The organism is Acidithiobacillus acidisediminis, from assembly GCF_023277115.1.
GTDB lineage: Bacteria > Pseudomonadota > Gammaproteobacteria > Acidithiobacillales > Acidithiobacillaceae > Igneacidithiobacillus > Igneacidithiobacillus acidisediminis.
Genome location: NZ_JALQCS010000001.1, coordinates 1,164,590 through 1,179,581, shown reverse-complemented (window position 1 = coordinate 1,179,581; position 14,992 = coordinate 1,164,590). Strand labels below are relative to the sequence as shown.

14 protein-coding genes are annotated in these 14,992 nt (G+C 57.7%); 6 read left to right on the top strand and 8 right to left on the bottom strand.

The annotated features are described in order from the left end of the window. Nucleotides 1–65: 65 nt before the first annotated feature. From M5D89_RS06055 to M5D89_RS06045, 3 genes are all read right to left on the bottom strand, one after another. Nucleotides 66–803: a proteasome-type protease gene (locus tag M5D89_RS06055; RefSeq protein WP_248884942.1), complete on the bottom strand. Its 738-nt coding sequence runs from the start codon at nt 801–803 to the stop codon at nt 66–68. A 125-nt stretch (nt 804–928) separates the two neighbouring features. Beyond that, the gene (locus M5D89_RS06050) at nt 929–2,101 is read right to left on the bottom strand and encodes an outer membrane beta-barrel protein (protein WP_248884941.1); all 1,173 of its coding nucleotides are present in this window, start codon (nt 2,099–2,101) and stop codon (nt 929–931) included. Nucleotides 2,102–2,282: 181 nt separating this feature from the next. Continuing rightward, nucleotides 2,283–3,473, bottom strand: a complete 1,191-nt coding sequence (locus M5D89_RS06045) for an ammonium transporter (RefSeq protein ID WP_248884940.1) — start codon at nt 3,471–3,473, stop codon at nt 2,283–2,285. Between the two features lie 375 nt (nt 3,474–3,848). On the opposite strand from M5D89_RS06045, the gene htpG reads away from it, so the two are divergent. Together htpG and M5D89_RS06035 are read left to right on the top strand one after the other, a co-directional pair. Next, nucleotides 3,849–5,738 (top strand): molecular chaperone HtpG, encoded by a 1,890-nt coding sequence (gene htpG / locus M5D89_RS06040; RefSeq protein WP_248884939.1) that lies wholly within the window; start codon nt 3,849–3,851, stop codon nt 5,736–5,738. A gap of 15 nt (nt 5,739–5,753) precedes the next feature. Then, entirely contained in the window at nt 5,754–6,266 is a 513-nt protein-coding gene (locus M5D89_RS06035; protein WP_248884938.1) for a hypothetical protein, read from the top strand. A gap of 10 nt (nt 6,267–6,276) precedes the next feature. On the opposite strand, the gene rlmB is transcribed toward M5D89_RS06035, so the two are convergent. The 4 genes from rlmB to M5D89_RS06015 all read right to left on the bottom strand — a co-directional run bounded on the left by rlmB (nt 6,277) and on the right by M5D89_RS06015 (nt 9,470). Beyond that, the gene (gene rlmB / locus M5D89_RS06030; RefSeq protein ID WP_248884937.1) at nt 6,277–7,014 is read right to left on the bottom strand and encodes a 23S rRNA (guanosine(2251)-2'-O)-methyltransferase RlmB; all 738 of its coding nucleotides are present in this window, start codon (nt 7,012–7,014) and stop codon (nt 6,277–6,279) included. A 68-nt stretch (nt 7,015–7,082) separates the two neighbouring features. Next, a complete protein-coding gene (locus tag M5D89_RS06025) occupies nt 7,083–7,499 on the bottom strand; it encodes a hypothetical protein (protein ID WP_248884936.1) in 417 nt (138 codons plus the stop codon). 17 nt (nt 7,500–7,516) lie between these two features. Continuing rightward, a complete protein-coding gene (locus M5D89_RS06020; protein ID WP_248884935.1) occupies nt 7,517–8,587 on the bottom strand; it encodes an AI-2E family transporter in 1,071 nt (356 codons plus the stop codon). Between the two features lie 7 nt (nt 8,588–8,594). Continuing rightward, nucleotides 8,595–9,470, bottom strand: a complete 876-nt coding sequence (locus tag M5D89_RS06015) for a PHP domain-containing protein (protein WP_248884934.1) — start codon at nt 9,468–9,470, stop codon at nt 8,595–8,597. An 84-nt stretch (nt 9,471–9,554) separates the two neighbouring features. Between M5D89_RS06015 and M5D89_RS06010 the strand changes: the two genes are divergently transcribed. The 4 genes from M5D89_RS06010 to M5D89_RS05995 all read left to right on the top strand — a co-directional run bounded on the left by M5D89_RS06010 (nt 9,555) and on the right by M5D89_RS05995 (nt 14,112). Then, entirely contained in the window at nt 9,555–10,280 is a 726-nt protein-coding gene (locus tag M5D89_RS06010) for a hypothetical protein (RefSeq protein WP_248884933.1), read from the top strand. Between the two features lie 52 nt (nt 10,281–10,332). Beyond that, nucleotides 10,333–11,388 (top strand): AI-2E family transporter, encoded by a 1,056-nt coding sequence (locus M5D89_RS06005; protein ID WP_248884932.1) that lies wholly within the window; start codon nt 10,333–10,335, stop codon nt 11,386–11,388. 3 nt (nt 11,389–11,391) lie between these two features. Beyond that, nucleotides 11,392–12,699 (top strand): protoporphyrinogen oxidase, encoded by a 1,308-nt coding sequence (gene hemG, locus M5D89_RS06000; RefSeq protein WP_248884931.1) that lies wholly within the window; start codon nt 11,392–11,394, stop codon nt 12,697–12,699. A 111-nt stretch (nt 12,700–12,810) separates the two neighbouring features. Next, the gene (locus tag M5D89_RS05995; protein ID WP_248884930.1) at nt 12,811–14,112 is read left to right on the top strand and encodes a sensor domain-containing diguanylate cyclase; all 1,302 of its coding nucleotides are present in this window, start codon (nt 12,811–12,813) and stop codon (nt 14,110–14,112) included. A 5-nt stretch (nt 14,113–14,117) separates the two neighbouring features. Here M5D89_RS05995 and M5D89_RS05990 read toward each other — a convergent pair whose 3' ends face one another. Continuing rightward, nucleotides 14,118–14,927, bottom strand: a complete 810-nt coding sequence (locus M5D89_RS05990) for a L,D-transpeptidase family protein (protein ID WP_248884929.1) — start codon at nt 14,925–14,927, stop codon at nt 14,118–14,120. Nucleotides 14,928–14,992 lie beyond the last annotated feature (65 nt).

Sequence of the window (14,992 nt, the reverse complement as noted above, 5' to 3'; positions counted from 1 at the left end):
ACACCACAGAACCCCAGACGTTATGCACGATTATTGGGCGATCAGGAACCAATTTGGTGCATCACTCAGGGGGGCGATTGCTCCCAATCAAAATGCGGTAGTTCGTCTAGGGCACGCGCCAAACCAGCACTCCAACCATCCGCAATACCGCGATAGAAGGGGTCGTCTTCGGCCAAACTGAGACACTCTCCCTTGTCGAGAGCATGATTGCGATAGAGCGCCAACTGCACCGGCGGCCCCACGGTCAGATTGCTGCGAATGGTCGAGTTCATGGAAACCAAGGCGCAACGCGCGGCCACTTCGAGAGAAATACCCGACTGCACCACCCGATCCAGGATCGGCTTGCCATACTTGATCTCGCCAACCTGCAAAAAGGGGTGATCCGCAGACTCGTGGATATAGTTCCCCTGGGGATAGATGAGATAGATCCCCGGCTCCTCGCCCGCAATCTGTCCGCCAAGAATGAAGCTGGCCTCAAAAATGGTATTGGCGGTATCCCGGCTGGACTGTACCCGTTGTGTATCGGCATTCACCCATCCCACATAATCCGCCGCTTCCGCCAGATTCTGTACCGTCCACAGGCTCCGTGCCGCGGGCGTCTCGAGATCCTGACGCAGCCGCTGCACCACCACCTGGGTGGTGGCCAAATTCCCGGACGATAGCAGACAAAAGTAACGTTCGCCCGCCTTGATAAAGTCGTGCATCTTGGAATAAACATTGACGTGATCGGTGCCGGCGTTGGTCCGCGAATCGGAACAAAACACCAGCCCTTCGTCTACATGGATGGCCAGACAGTAGGTCATCTCGCGGTCCCCTCGGCTCAAGCATCGGTGGTGCCTAATAGTGGCGTAGTTGCCGCCGCGTGGGAAGCCTGCCGATGATGCGTGCCGACCCCCCAAACACGGGGGGCGGCATTTTCTGAAGCGGCCTAGAACAAGAAGCCGGTCTCCACCATTCCACGAAGCTGGCTTTGATTCAGGCCACTGCGCCCGAAAATTCCGGTATCCGCCGCCATGCTGGCAGCCACATAGGCCAGCTCGGCACGAGCAAAATAGCTCCCCTTTTGGTAGGTGGGCGTTACCGTCAACGACCAGGCGTGCGATCCAGGACCAAAGCCGGTGAGATTGGCGGACCCATCGGTAAGATTGCCGGAGTTGCTGATGTACTCTACCCGACCAGCGAGGGACATCGTATCGCTGAAGCTGTAGTCAGCCAGCACCGCCGCACCAAGGGTGCTCGTGCGCTTGCTGCCTGCCCCCAGCGCCTGAATGGCACTGGCAGGAACCGAGGTATATTGCAGATAGGGGGTGAGCACCAAGGTGTCGCCCGTGTAGGTGTAACCCGCAACGGCGATGGTCTCATTGTTCTGCAGAGGCGCCGTGGCAAGGCTCTCGTGCACGTAGTCGGTATGGCCGAGATTTCCCCCTGCTTGCAGAAATACGCTATTTTTCTTGTTGACTGCCCAAGTCAACATGCCCGTTACCCAGTTGAAGCGGTTGGAATAGAAGCCATCATTCCACGACAGAGCTGCCGTCACCGGCCCAGCCGTATAGTTCAACTGTACGCCCTTATTGACAGCATTCTCCTGTCCCCATAGGAGCCCGCGGTTGATATTCCAGTTCTGATAGGAGAAGGTATATTCCGCTCCAATCAGGGTAAAAAGCTTACCCACTTGGATGTTAAAATGATCCGTCGGTGCAAACTCGACATAGGCCGTGGGCAGCGCCCCAAAGGTGTTCTGGGTAAAGGTACCCGTAGAAGCAAATGGGGCCCCCAGGGTGATCACATTATAGGCCCCGGCCTGCACGGCAAATTGGAGCATCCCGTCTGTCTTGGACAGCATCACCAAACCATTGCTGATGTCCGCAGAGGCGGCTTTGTTGCCCGGCGTTCCAGAACCGGGAAAGGCGTTGTCTTGCCACATTCCGTAGGCACTCGCTGCGCCCTGCAAGTTGAGCTTGCCGATCGGACCCGCATCAATTTGCAGTGCTGCGGGCAGACTGAGCGGCGCCGCCTGTAATTCTTCAGCAGCGAAAATTCCAGTCAGAGCCACCACCGCGGAAGTCAGTGATTTCTTCACAGAAGAAGGATTTTGATTCATTGCATACGCTCCAGATACGATATTGTGAGACTGCAATCTGCCCTCTGCAGAAATCGTGCCTGGAAATATTGGGATATACCTGCCACATCGCCTCATGATCTGCACCATTTTATCTCCCATTGCATTATAATGGTGCAAAAAGCCCCGGACTTGCCGGGGCCACGAGAAACTCCTCTGATGCTTACATATAGAGCTGCTCCCCGTGCTGGCTGACATCCAAGCCCTCGCGTTCCGCGTCCTCGCTCACGCGCAGGCCGACGGTCCAGTCGATCAACTTCAGCAGAATCCAGCTCACCACCGCATCATAGGCGATCGTGATCCCGACACCCGTTGCCTGAATCCACAACTGGTGCAGATTGCCTTCCAGCACCCCTGCCGTGCCACCGATCGCCGCCACGGCAAAGACCCCCGTCAGCAGCGCCCCAATTATGCCGCCTACCGCATGGACGCCAAAGGCATCCAAAGAGTCATCGTAATTCAGCCAGTTCTTCACATACACCGAGGCCCAGAAACAACCGACGCCAGCCGCAATGCCGATCCACAAGCTGCCCACGGGCCCGACAAAGCCTGAGGCGGGGGTGATAGCCACCAGACCCGCCACCGCGCCCGAGCTCATCCCGAGCACCGTCGGCTTGCCGCGCGCCCACCACTCGACAAAGGTCCAAGCAAGCGCCGCTGCCGCTGTTGCGATCTGCGTCACCGCCATCGCCATACCCGCACGATCACTCGCTGCCACCGCAGAACCGGCATTGAAGCCAAACCAACCGACCCAGAGCATCGCTGCCCCCATCAAGGTGAAAAGAAGATTGCTCGGATGCATCACATCATGCCGATAACCAACGCGCTTGCCGATCACCAAGGCCGCGACCAGACCCGCAATACCGGCATTGATGTGCACCACCGTGCCACCGGCATAATCGAGGACGCCGTCGCCGCCGAGCCAGCCGCCCGGCCCCCAGACCATGTGCGCAATGGGAGCATAGACCAGTAGCGACCATAGACCCGTGAACCACAGCAAGGCAGAGAACTTCATCCGCTCCGCAAAGGCGCCGACGATGAGGGCTGGGGTAATGATGGCAAAGGTCATCTGAAAGGTCATGTAGACCGATTCCGGGATTGTCGGTGCAAGTGGATTGAAGCTGTCTAACCCCAAGCCCTGCAAAAAGAATCGACTGGTGCCACCAATAAAGGCATTCCCCGGCGTGAAGGCTAGTGAGTAGCCAAAGAACATCCACAATACCGAGATCAATGCGGTTACTGCAAAGCTTTGTGCCGCTGTCGCCAAAACGTTTTTGCGCCGAACCATGCCACCGTAAAATAGGGCCAAACCCGGGATGGTCATCAGGAGGACTAGCGCGGTAGAGGTCAGCATCCAGGCCGTATCCCCGCCTTTGAAAGGGGGTGCAGCATCCGCCCAGGCCCAGGGACTGGCAAAAAATGTAAGAGAGGCAGTCAATGCCGCTGCCCTCATGGCTCCCTTTCGTGTCATATACGCTCCTTAAACTATGTATTGGATTGTCCAGTTGGCCTAGCTCCCAACTGGATGGAAACTTATAAGCAAAGAACGGGCCCAATGCAGATGGCCAAGCGCGCGGCGGTTCGGGAACCTGATCACCCGCGCACGCACCAAAACAGTGCGAAACGGAAGGGAAGACCTTTCCGCCTATTCTTGATTTTTTTCTCTACTATCCCCATCTTCGCCCTGCGTAAGGTCACGATGCGGCGTGTACCAAATTCAGGAGAAGGCATGACTACCTCAAAAGAAACAATGCAATTCCAAGCGGAAGTGAACCAGCTTCTGCAGCTGATGATCCACTCCCTCTATTCCAACAAGGAAATCTTCCTCCGCGAACTCCTTTCCAACGCCTCGGATGCCTGCGACAAACTGCGCTTCGAGGCCCTTTCCGACCCTGCCCTGCTGGAGGGCGGGAGCGATCTGCAGGTTGATGTGACGTTCGATCAGGATGCCAGCACGATCACTGTCCGCGACAACGGCATCGGCATGGATCGTGATGAGGTCATCGCCAACATCGGCACTATTGCCAAGTCGGGGACGCGGGAATTTTTTTCCCGCCTGAGCGGCGACCAAGCCAAGGATGCGCAGCTGATTGGCCAGTTTGGTGTGGGCTTCTATTCCGCTTTCATCGTCGCCGAACGTGTTACCCTGAGTACCCGCCGCGCCGGCATGGGCAAGGAGCATGGCGTGCGTTGGGAATCCGATGGCACCGGCGCCTATACCCTCGAAACCATCGAGCTCCCGGGGCGCGGCACAGAGATTGTTCTCCATCTGCGCGAAGAGGAACGGCAAGATCTGCTCAACTCCTGGCGGCTACGCTCCATTATCAGCAAATATTCTGACCATATTCCGCTACCGATCCGCATGCGCAAGCTCGGTGACGATGGCAAGCCCGGCGATGAGTGGGAGACCGTCAACAAGGCCTCGGCGCTCTGGCAACGTCCGAAAGGCGAAATCAGTAACGAGGAATACCAGGAATTTTATCAGCACGTCAGCCACGATTTTGGTGAACCCCTGGCGTGGGTACACAACCGCGTCGAGGGACGGCTGGAATACACCTCCCTGCTCTATATCCCGAGCAAGGCGCCCTTCGATCTCTGGGACCAGAAGCAGACCCACGGCATCAAGCTGTATGTACAGCGGGTCTTCATCATGGATGATGCCGAGCAGCTGATGCCGCGCTATCTGCGCTTCGTGCGCGGCGTGATCGATTCCAGCGACCTACCGTTGAACGTGTCGCGAGAGATCCTGCAGGGCAACCGCACCATCGAGCAGATGCGCTCGGGTGCCAGCAAACGCGTTCTCGGGCTGCTGGAAGACATCGCGGCGAAGGAGCCCGAAAAATATCAGACATTCTGGACAGAATTCGGCCGAGTCTTGAAGGAAGGGCCGGGCGAGGACTTCGGCAACCGCGAGCAGATCGCCAAATTGCTACGCTTTGCCAGTACCCACAGTGATACCGACGTGCAAAACGTTTCGTTGACGGATTATGTCAGCCGTATGAAAGAGGGCCAGGACAAGATTTATTACATTACCGCCGATTCTTTCCTGGCAGCCAAAAACAGCCCACAGCTCGAACTCCTGCGCAAAAAAGGTATCGAAGTGCTCCTGCTCAGCGATCGGGTGGACGAATGGCTCACCAGTCATCTCCATGAATTCGATGGGAAGAGTCTGGTTTCCGCAGCAAAGGGCGACCTCGACCTCGGCCAGATTGAAAGCGAGGAAGAGAAGAAGGAGCAGGCAGAGACGGAGAAAGCGGCTGAAGGTGTGGTTGAGCGGATCAAGAAGGCGCTGGGCGATCGGGTAGATACCGTGCGCGTTTCGCAGCGACTGACCAACTCCCCTTCGTGTATCGTCTTGGGCGAGCGCGACATGGCGCTGTACATGCAGCAGTTGCTTAAACAAGCCGGGCATGAGATGCCGAGCAGCAAACCGACTCTGGAGATCAACCCACGGCATCCGATGTTGGCACGGATCGAAAAAGAGGCAGATGATACCCGTTTTGGCGAATGGTCCGCACTCTTGCTGGACCAGGCCATCCTCGCCGAGGGCGGGCAGCTCGAAGATCCCGCCAGTTTCGTCGCCCGCCTGAACCAGCTGATGCTGGCCCTGGCGAATTGAGATTGGGGTGCTGACATGCTGCCACGGGAACTTCTCTACCGCGATCCACCGCTGTTGGCCTTGCGTGACAGCCTCGGGGACACGCACACTCCCGTGTGGTATAGCACCCTAGCGGAAAACGCTCTCGGCTTGCAGGAACCACTTACCGGCGCGGTACTGCTTTCTCCCGAACTGGCGCGACAACCTATCGGGCAACGCCGGGCAATTTTGGCACGGGAGCTGGGCAAGGCGAGCATGCCCAAGCGCAGAAAGCGATGGTGGATTACCGCCATCGCTCTGCTCCTTTGTTTACTGTTCGACATCGCGTTGATTCGGCTGCGTCTTCCATCAACGCTGCGTTTGGCCGATGCAGGAATTGCCACCCTCTGTTTCTGGATGGCCATTTGGCAATTCCGCAGCCTAAATACCGAAAAGGCCCGTGCGGATGGCAGGCAGCATATCGAGAACTGGGCTAGGGAGCGGGTTCCCGATTATGACACCCAACTCGCCGCAGCGCTTACCGACACGCCAATTCCTCAGAGACGCTGAGCCTCTCGCCTTATTGCACCCTGTTGTCCCGCTGACGCCGAGCTTCGAAGAGCACGATCGCCGTAGCGACAGAGACATTCAGGCTTTCGATCTGTCCCTGCATGGGGATGCGCAGGAGATAGTCACAATGCTCCCGGATCAAGCGGCGCATCCCTTTTTCTTCACTCCCCAGCACCAGTACCAGGGGACCGCGCAGATCTGCTGCATAGACGCTCTGCTCACTCTCTCCAGCCAACCCGGCCACCCAAAAATTTCGCTTCTGTAAGTCTGCTAGGCTGCGGGCAAGATTGGTCAGGAAGAACACCGGCACCCGTGAAGCCGCACCTGCTGCCGCTTTGCGTACCGCCGCGGTAATAGCACAGGCATTGTCTTTAGGCAGAAGGACTGCATTCACGCCGGCGGCCTCGGCGCTGCGCAAACAGGCCCCCAAGTTGTGCGGATCGGTAACCCCATCGAGCATGAGGAGAAGGGCATCCGCCGGCAACTGCGCTGCAAAGGCCTGCCAGTCTCGCGGCGAGGCCGGCAAGGCGCGCGCCAGCACCCCTTGATGCTGCTCGCTGCGACAACGCCGTGCCAGAGCTTGCGCGGGCTCGATTTCCAGTACAATCCCCCGCCTCTCCGCAAGATGGCGGATGCTTTGCAGACGGACATCATTCGCACGTTCCTGCGCCAACCACAGACGCTCTACTTCCCCCGCGTTTAGCGCCGCTTCGACTGCGTGGAACCCATAGATCCATTCCTCTGCCACTTTACCTCCCGGGCCAACAAAAACGGCGGCCCGATCAGGCCGCCGCACTCCGATCACAATGCAGTCGGTCAGAACATATTGAAGATATCGTCAACAATATTGTCTGCCACCGCAAAGCCCGCGCCCAACCCCAGACCCGTCATGACGTTGCCCATGAAACCGCCGCCCATGCCGCCTTGCGCCGGCGCATTCCAGGGGCGCTGCGCCATATTGGGGTTCATCCCTGGCTGCCCACCCATCTGTTGCATCTGCATCTCCAGCTGCTGAATACGCTGCCCCATCTGCTGCAACAGGAAATTCACATTTTGCTGCTGGCCCTGTAGATTCATCGCCATATTCCGCAATTCCAGAATCAGATCGCGCGCTTGCGTAGAGTCCGGAACCGTCGCCTGGACCTTTTGCGCCACCTGCTGCAGACCCTGAATATTGTTCTGGGTCGCCTGGGCAATCTGATTGTACTGCTGATCAAACATCTGGTAATCCATTCCGCACCTCCACAAGTTCAAGACTTAGAACGCACCGCCCCACCCCCAGTTCCGCGCTCGAGCAACACCCGGCGTTCCCACGCCAGCCATACCCCGCGCGCCAACAGTACCAAGATAGGGCCGATGATCAATCCAATCAAGCCAAAGGCCGCAGCCCCGCCAAGAATACTGAAAAATACCAGGAAGAACGGCGCCTGACTCTGTGATCCCGTCAGCAATGGACGAATGACGAGGTCCGCAAGGGTGATGACGAAAAACCCCCAGCCCAATACCACCAGACCCGCCAACCAATGGCCACCAAAAATCAACCACAAGGTTGCGGCGGCGACTACCACCGTCGCACCAAAAGGGATAGGGGACAACAAAGCCGTCACCACCATCCACAGCGGCCAGGTGCTGAGGCCAGCAATCGCGTAAGCGACACCGATCAGCAAGCCTTCGATGACGCCCACCCCAATCAGCCCAATGAGGACCGATCGCGTCGCCTCACGCGCCGCCAAGAGAAAGCGATCACCGCGCTCCGCGCCCCAGAGCTGACTCGCGCTGAGATGCAGCACCTCCCCCAAACGCCGCCCGTGCAGACTGATAGCAAAAACGGTCAGGGCAACAAAGAACGTGTGCAGAACAAAAAACCAGAGCTGACCCAGAGAGCTGGTGATCATCGCCTCATGATCGCTCAGGAAATGAGCGAGATGCGCTCCATTCAACACCCGCAAATGATCCGCCAGCCATTTTCCCAGGTAGGGAATGGCCTGCAATTCCCGCGGCACCCCCAAAAGCGGTGCGCCGGATTGCCAGCGGGCGACGACGCGCAACAACTCAGGGAGGATGGACTCCACCACCAGAACCGCAGGGATGATGATGACCGCCATCCAGGCCAAGGCATGAAGGAGGGAGGCCAACCACCGCGGTAGGTGCAAGGAGCGTTCCAGACGCAGCTGCCAAGGCCACCCGACCGTAGCGAGCACCGCACCCATGAGCAGGGGGCCAGCATAAGGGCTCAGGGTATACAACGCCCCAAGGTAGACGACAAGCAGAACGATCGTCCCCCAGTTGGCAAAACGGATCTTTTCCCGCATCGGGGGCATGGGCGAACTAGTGCTTGTCGTGCGGGATAGAGTGCCCAAGGCACTCCCAAACCGGTTGCACGGCATCGGGCAGGGGGGCGAGCTGCCCAATCTCGGCGTGCCCAATATCTGGCCCGTGAAAATCAGAACCCAAAGAAGCGGCCAGGTCCAATTGTTGGGCCAACTTTCCGAGATGCTCACGGTCTGCCGCCGCCTGTGAGCCAGAACTGACCTCGATGGCCCCTCCCCCCGCCGCACGAAACTCTGTAAATAGCGTGCGTAGACGGTCTGCACTCAATTTGTAGCGACCAGGATGGGCAACCACCGCAATGCCCCCCGCTTGACGTATCCAGGATACGGCCTCGACCATGGGAATCCAGTCACTCGGCACATAGGCAACCTGTCCTCGTCCCAGCCAACGCTGAAAGGCTTCGCCGTTGTCACGGCAATGGCCGGAATCCTTCAGCCAACGCGCAAAATGGGTACGCCCCACCATGCGGCTACCCGCCAGTTCGCGGGCACCCTGCTCGGCCCCCGGAATTCCTGCCGTCTCCAGCAAGCGGCTGATCTCCGCCGCACGCCAGTCACGAAACTCCATGATCTTGTCCAAGCCGGCTTGTAGATTTGCATTCTCGATGTCGATGCCCAGGCCAACGATGTGGATACCGATGCCGTTCCATTCGCTCGATATTTCTACCCCAGGAATGAAATCGATTCCGTGTCGGTCCGCTTCCTGCGCCGCACTCGCAATGCCGGCGGTATTGTCATGATCCGTCAGCGCCATAAGTGCCACGCCCCGCCGCGCAACCCGCGCCACCAACTCTTTCACCGGCATACTGCCATCGGAGTGCAGGGAATGCATGTGCAGATCAACCAACGATCGCGGGGGGGTGGACTGTGGCATGGAAACTCCCAACACTCTGCCTTGCTCGGCAAAGTTTTCATGATACCATCAAAGGCCAATTTTGGCACTTCAAGGAAATTCGCCTTGGCATCCCTCGCCGATATCAGCAGCGCCAAAGCCCGCTTTGAACAACAGGTGCAGTCGCTCCTCGTCCGTTTTGCGGAAAGCAACATTGCCACGGGCGAACAGGTCACTCCGCCCCAGCTCGTCGACGCCCTGCGCCAGCTCTTTGCCGTATTGGAAAAAGATACGGCCGACTGGGATCCCTCGCTGCCCGAAGACGAGGCAGAGCGCATTGGCGATTTGACCATTGGCCTGCTGATGGATTTGGCGACTTGGGCCGATCGCTTGGGCGAGCGAAAAAGCAAGGCGGCGTTGGAGGTGGTCAGCGTCAGCATTGCCGCCTGGCTGGTGCAGGAGCAACAGCCCATTCATACCCTCGACCCGGTGGTCAATGGCCTCGCGGTGCTCGCCAATGGAGAACGCGAGCCGACCGCGCTCGCCAACCTGGCGCGTCTAATGGGTGCGGTCGTAGAGGCTGCCGAAGGCGATTACGGCGCGGATCTGGAGAGCAACGACCCACAGCGGCCCTGGCGTATTCTCTTGTTCAACTGGGGCATCACCGCTACCCGCGCACAGGACCCCGAGCTCATGCGCAAGGCCTTCGCGGCAATGCAAAGGTTTTTGCCCGCGGACGCGCAGCTATTCTTTCAGGAGGGTCGGCAACAGGTCCTGCAGGGCGACTATAGCCCGGAGGTTCGTCAGGTGATGCTGGAGGCGGCAGAAGGCAGTGCCCATAATCTGCACTGAATCCTGCGGCCACTATCGTCTGCAAACCCCTGTCTCCCGGAGCGACTAAGGCGTGGCGCAACGTTTCCTCCCCTGGCTTGGCCTCGCCTTCCTGCTCTGGCTACTCTACCTTCTGGGACCCATTCTCTCTCCCTTCCTGATTGCGGGGGTTCTCGCCTACCTGGGTAATCCACTGGTCACCCGGCTGCAACGCTGGCACATCGGGCGCAGCGTGGGCACGACCCTGGTCTTTCTCCTGGCCATATTTCTGGTCGCCGCCATCGTCATCGCCCTACTACCCGTCGTACGCGCCCAGACCCTCATTGCCATCAATTATATCCGGCAGTATGCCGAGCTATTGCAAAGCCAATGGCTACCAGAGATCTCCCAGCGTTTTGGTATTCCTCTCGATACCCAGACGCTCACCGCCTATGCCAGTAAGAATGCCAGCAAACTTACCCATTGGGCCAGCAACAGCCTGCAGGTAGCCCTCATTTCTGGGTCTGGCGTCCTGTCGATCCTGATGAATTTTTTATTGATTCCCGTGATCACCTTCTACCTGATGCGCGACTGGCCACATCTGTTGCGCCGTATCGACGAGCTTATCCCACGCCAGCGCCTCGTTCTGGTCCGCCAGTTGGCCGCAGATTCCAATCAGATGCTGATGGCCTTCCTGCGCGGGCAACTCCTCGACATGCTTGCCCTGGGCAGCACCTACGCCATCGGCCTCAGCGTTGTCGGCTTGAAGACTGCACTACTCATCGGGCTGCTTTCCGGCCTACTGAGCTTTGTTCCCTATCTGGGCTTCGCTAGCGGCATCCTGATTGCCAGTCTGGCCATGTACATTCAGGGCGGCGCTTTCCTATCCATCGTGGAAGTCTGGGTGGTATACGGCATCGGGCAAATCCTCGAGAGCACCCTCTTCATTCCCATCCTGGTTGGTGATCGCATTGGTTTGCACCCGGTGCTGGTCATTTTTGCCGTGCTTGCCGGCGGACAGCTTTTTGGCTTTGTTGGCCTGCTTATTGCGCTTCCGGTCACGGCCATCCTCCTTGCCCTGCTGCGTCATGCCCATCGTTGGTATCTCCGCAGTCGCTCCTACGGCGCAGAGATGCCTGTGGAGAACTAAGCCATGGAATCCGTGAAAAACCTCATCGTCGGGGCCGGCATTACTGGCCTCAGTCTGGCCCTCCGTTTACAAGAACAAGGGAAGGACTATCGAGTTCTGGAGGCGCGCGACGAAGCCGGTGGAAATATCCGCAGTCGCAGAGAAGAGGGGTTCCTGTATGACCTCGGCCCAAACACGCTGCTGGTCCGCGACGCGCAAGTAGACGCACTGCTACAGACACTTCCACTCGAAGAAATCCGCGCCAACCCGCTTGCACGCCGTCGTTTTGTTCTCAACCGACGGCATCAGCCGGTAGCGCTTGGCCCTAAAGCCCTGCTCGGCGGCAGTCTTTTGTCAGCACGCGCACGCCTGCGTCTGCTCGGTGAACCATTTCGCGCCCGCGCGCAAACAGAGGAGTCCGTTGCGACATTCGTGCGCCGTCGCCTGGGTCCGGAAGTACTCGACTGGATGGTCGACCCCTTTGTTTCCGGCGTTTTTGCCGGGGATCCCGAGCAATTATCTCTGCCAGCCAGCCTTCCCCGCCTGGCACAAATGGAGCAAGAGCACGGATCACTGCTGCTTGCCGGTCTGCGACGCAAAAAGGCGTCACTGAAGAGTCGACTGATCTCCTTTGCTGGCGGCATGCAGGATCTCCCGCGCGCCATTGCCAAAGAGCTGGGCGGGAATCTGCACTGTAACAGCGCCGTTACGGCGATTCAGCGAACAGCGAATGGCTGGCATGTCACGAGTACGACCGGCGGGTGGGAAACGCAGCGTCTATTCCTTTGCCTGCCAACTGACGCCATTCTGCGCATCACACCGGCGGATGCGCGAGATTTGCACGCTCGGCTTGCGGAAATTGCCTATCCGCAGGTAGCCACCTTGGCGCTGGGCTTCGCGCGACAGCAGATTCAACATCCCCTGGATGGTTTCGGCCTCCTCATTCCCCGCCGTTTACAGATCCCTACCCTGGGCGCCCTCTTTTCTTCCACGCTCTTTCCTGCGCGCGCGCCCTCGGGGCAGGTGTTGCTCACGGTATTCCTGGGGGGAGCACAGGAAAAACTCCCGAGGGAAGATCAGCTCGTTGCCCAAGCCTTGAACGATCTCTCCCCTATCCTTGGTATTGATGGCGAACCCACGTTCCAACGAGTGCAAATCTGGCCCCGCGCCATTCCACAGTATCATCTCGGCCATGCAGACCGCATTGCTGCAATCGATGCTGTAACCGCGCGCGATTGGCCCGGAGTCTCTCTATTGGGAAATTGGCGCGGTGGCATCGCCTTGGGAGACTGCATCCGCAATGGATTGGATACAGCACAATCAGCATATTAGCAAATTATGCATACCTATTGACGCTGATTAAGCGAGACCACGATAATCTCGAAAAATACGATCGATCTGGTCCGAGAGGCCGGCTAACTGGGGGGAGGGCTGTGCAAAGCCATGGGAGAGATCATTCCCACACCGATTCCATCACTCACGCCGGAAGAGTGCGAAGCATTTGATTCTCTGCCCACGGCCGTGGTGATCTTCGCCGCAGATCTCATTCTTTATGCTAATGCCGTCGCTTTGGGAATTTTTGAAGCCGATCATCCCGAGCGAGTATTGGGACACTCTGTCCATGAATTCATCTATCCGCTCGATCAAGAGCGAGTCGTAGCCCGCATCCGACGAGCAGAGGCAGGCAATGTCATCAATCCGCCCACCGAGTTTCGCATCTACACCCAGCGCCATCAGGTGCGGGTGATTGCGCTCACCAGCCGAACCGTGCGGGTAGAAGGACAAATCGGCCTGATCGCGACCTTCCTCGACATGACCGAACGTTGTGCCATGGAAGAACGGCTACGGCAGAGCGATGAGCAATTTCAGCATCTGATGCACACCATGCAGGACGTTTTTTACCGTACCGATGTAGAAGGCATTACGCGCTACGTCAGCCCGTCGGTGGTCAATGTTCTGGGCTATCAGCAAAGTGAGATTGTCGGTCAACTTGCCTCGGCCTTCTATCCCGATCAGACGGATCGCGATGCCCTTATCGAGACCATCAAAAAACAGGGATATGTGCGCGACTTCCCGGGACAAATGCGTTGTCGAGACGGACGGATCATCGATATCTCCATCAGCAGCACCATTCTCCTGGATGAAACCGGACAATATGCTGGTCTCGAAGGAATCTGGCGGGATATTACCCAACGTCGGCAACTAGAACGGAAACTCGAGCAATTGGCCAGTCGCGACGAACTCACGGGTATCTCGAATCGCCGTTATAGCCTGGAAGAGTTGGATAAAAGAATTTCACGCCATCAGCGCCACGGGCGTGATACTGCGGTATGTATCCTGGATCTGGATCATTTCAAACGCATCAACGATCAGCATGGTCATTTGGCTGGAGACCAGGTACTACGAGAGTTCGCCCACGTCGTGCAGAGTGAGTTGCGCAACACCGATCATTTTGGTCGTTTGGGTGGAGAGGAATTTCTGTTGATTTGTGAAGATTCCTCGGCAACGAATACCAGCCTACTGGCACAGCGGATCCTCGAAAAAGTGGCGAGCAATCCTGTGCGCATCAATCCTCAAACCATGACGCAGGTAACCGTCAGCATTGGTGCGACCTTAATGGATACCAACGACGAATCGGGATCAGCGATCCTGTCTCGTGCCGATGAAGCACTATACCGTGCGAAAACCGCGGGACGGAACCGCATTTGCTGGTTTCAGGAAATCGCGACTCTCAGCGAACCGTAGACGACTTACTCGGCGGGGGATCCCTTGGCCACCTTCCCCTGGAGAGGGGCAGCAGATTCCCACCCATGATCAGCTACATGTCGATATTGAAAGGCAAGACGTCGGCTTTGCCCAATCTGCTCGGCATAGCTCGCCACTTTGCCGACAATCTCTACGGGTGTTCCAGGCTCGACCAATTCCGCAATATTTTGCGCATCATGGTTAGATAGAGCGACACAACCCGCCGTCCAGCGACCGGGGAAAACCTTAGCCGAACGATCGAAAGAAAAGCTTGGTCCCATACCGTGAATACCGATATATCCACCCAATGGGGTATTCTGCGGCGGCACTTCGCCATGATCGATTGCCTGGATAATTTTCTGGTATTGTAGATGGGTAATGATCCCTTGCTGCAAGCCCCATTCCGCATCTTGGCGATTGGGATAGGTCAGCAGCATGAATGGACCATACTGCGTCCCCCAGCGCACGTAACCAATATGATAATGACCGAGGGGAGTTTTGTCGTCACCGCGAATGCGACGTGGAGCCGATCCACCGAAACCAATGGCTACTGGATACGCAGTCAACAGGGTAGAACCTCGATATAGACTCAAGGTACGTTGATCGGCATTGATCACAATGTGTATGGTAGTGTTTTGCGGCACGGCAGATTGCGTGGGTGCCGTTGTTGCGGCGGGGGCATATGCAGGTGGTGGCGGAATTCTCGCGGCGTAATACGCTACTGAATGGACTTGGCTGGGTGGCATAGGGGCAGCACAACCACCCAATAACGCAACGCCGATCAGGGCCGCAAGCCAGGGCTGCCAATATTTCACACCGACTTCCTCACCATGCCGTAATGGCTCGCATAATACCCTAATATATTACTAGAGATCCATGA

Excerpts from the sequence above, each read along its gene's own strand:
- M5D89_RS06055 (WP_248884942.1), bottom strand. The coding sequence starts at position 803 with ATGACCTACTGTCTGGCCATCCATGTAGACGAAGGGCTGGTGTTTTGT.
- M5D89_RS06050 (WP_248884941.1), bottom strand. The coding sequence starts at position 2,101 with ATGAATCAAAATCCTTCTTCTGTGAAGAAATCACTGACTTCCGCGGTG.
- M5D89_RS06045 (WP_248884940.1), bottom strand. The coding sequence starts at position 3,473 with ATGCTGACCTCTACCGCGCTAGTCCTCCTGATGACCATCCCGGGTTTG.
- htpG (WP_248884939.1), top strand. The coding sequence starts at position 3,849 with ATGACTACCTCAAAAGAAACAATGCAATTCCAAGCGGAAGTGAACCAG.
- M5D89_RS06035 (WP_248884938.1), top strand. The coding sequence starts at position 5,754 with ATGCTGCCACGGGAACTTCTCTACCGCGATCCACCGCTGTTGGCCTTG.
- M5D89_RS06025 (WP_248884936.1), bottom strand. The coding sequence starts at position 7,499 with ATGGATTACCAGATGTTTGATCAGCAGTACAATCAGATTGCCCAGGCG.
- M5D89_RS06020 (WP_248884935.1), bottom strand. The coding sequence starts at position 8,587 with ATGCCCCCGATGCGGGAAAAGATCCGTTTTGCCAACTGGGGGACGATC.
- M5D89_RS06015 (WP_248884934.1), bottom strand. The coding sequence starts at position 9,470 with ATGCCACAGTCCACCCCCCCGCGATCGTTGGTTGATCTGCACATGCAT.
- hemG (WP_248884931.1), top strand. The coding sequence starts at position 11,392 with ATGGAATCCGTGAAAAACCTCATCGTCGGGGCCGGCATTACTGGCCTC.
- M5D89_RS05995 (WP_248884930.1), top strand. The coding sequence starts at position 12,811 with ATGGGAGAGATCATTCCCACACCGATTCCATCACTCACGCCGGAAGAG.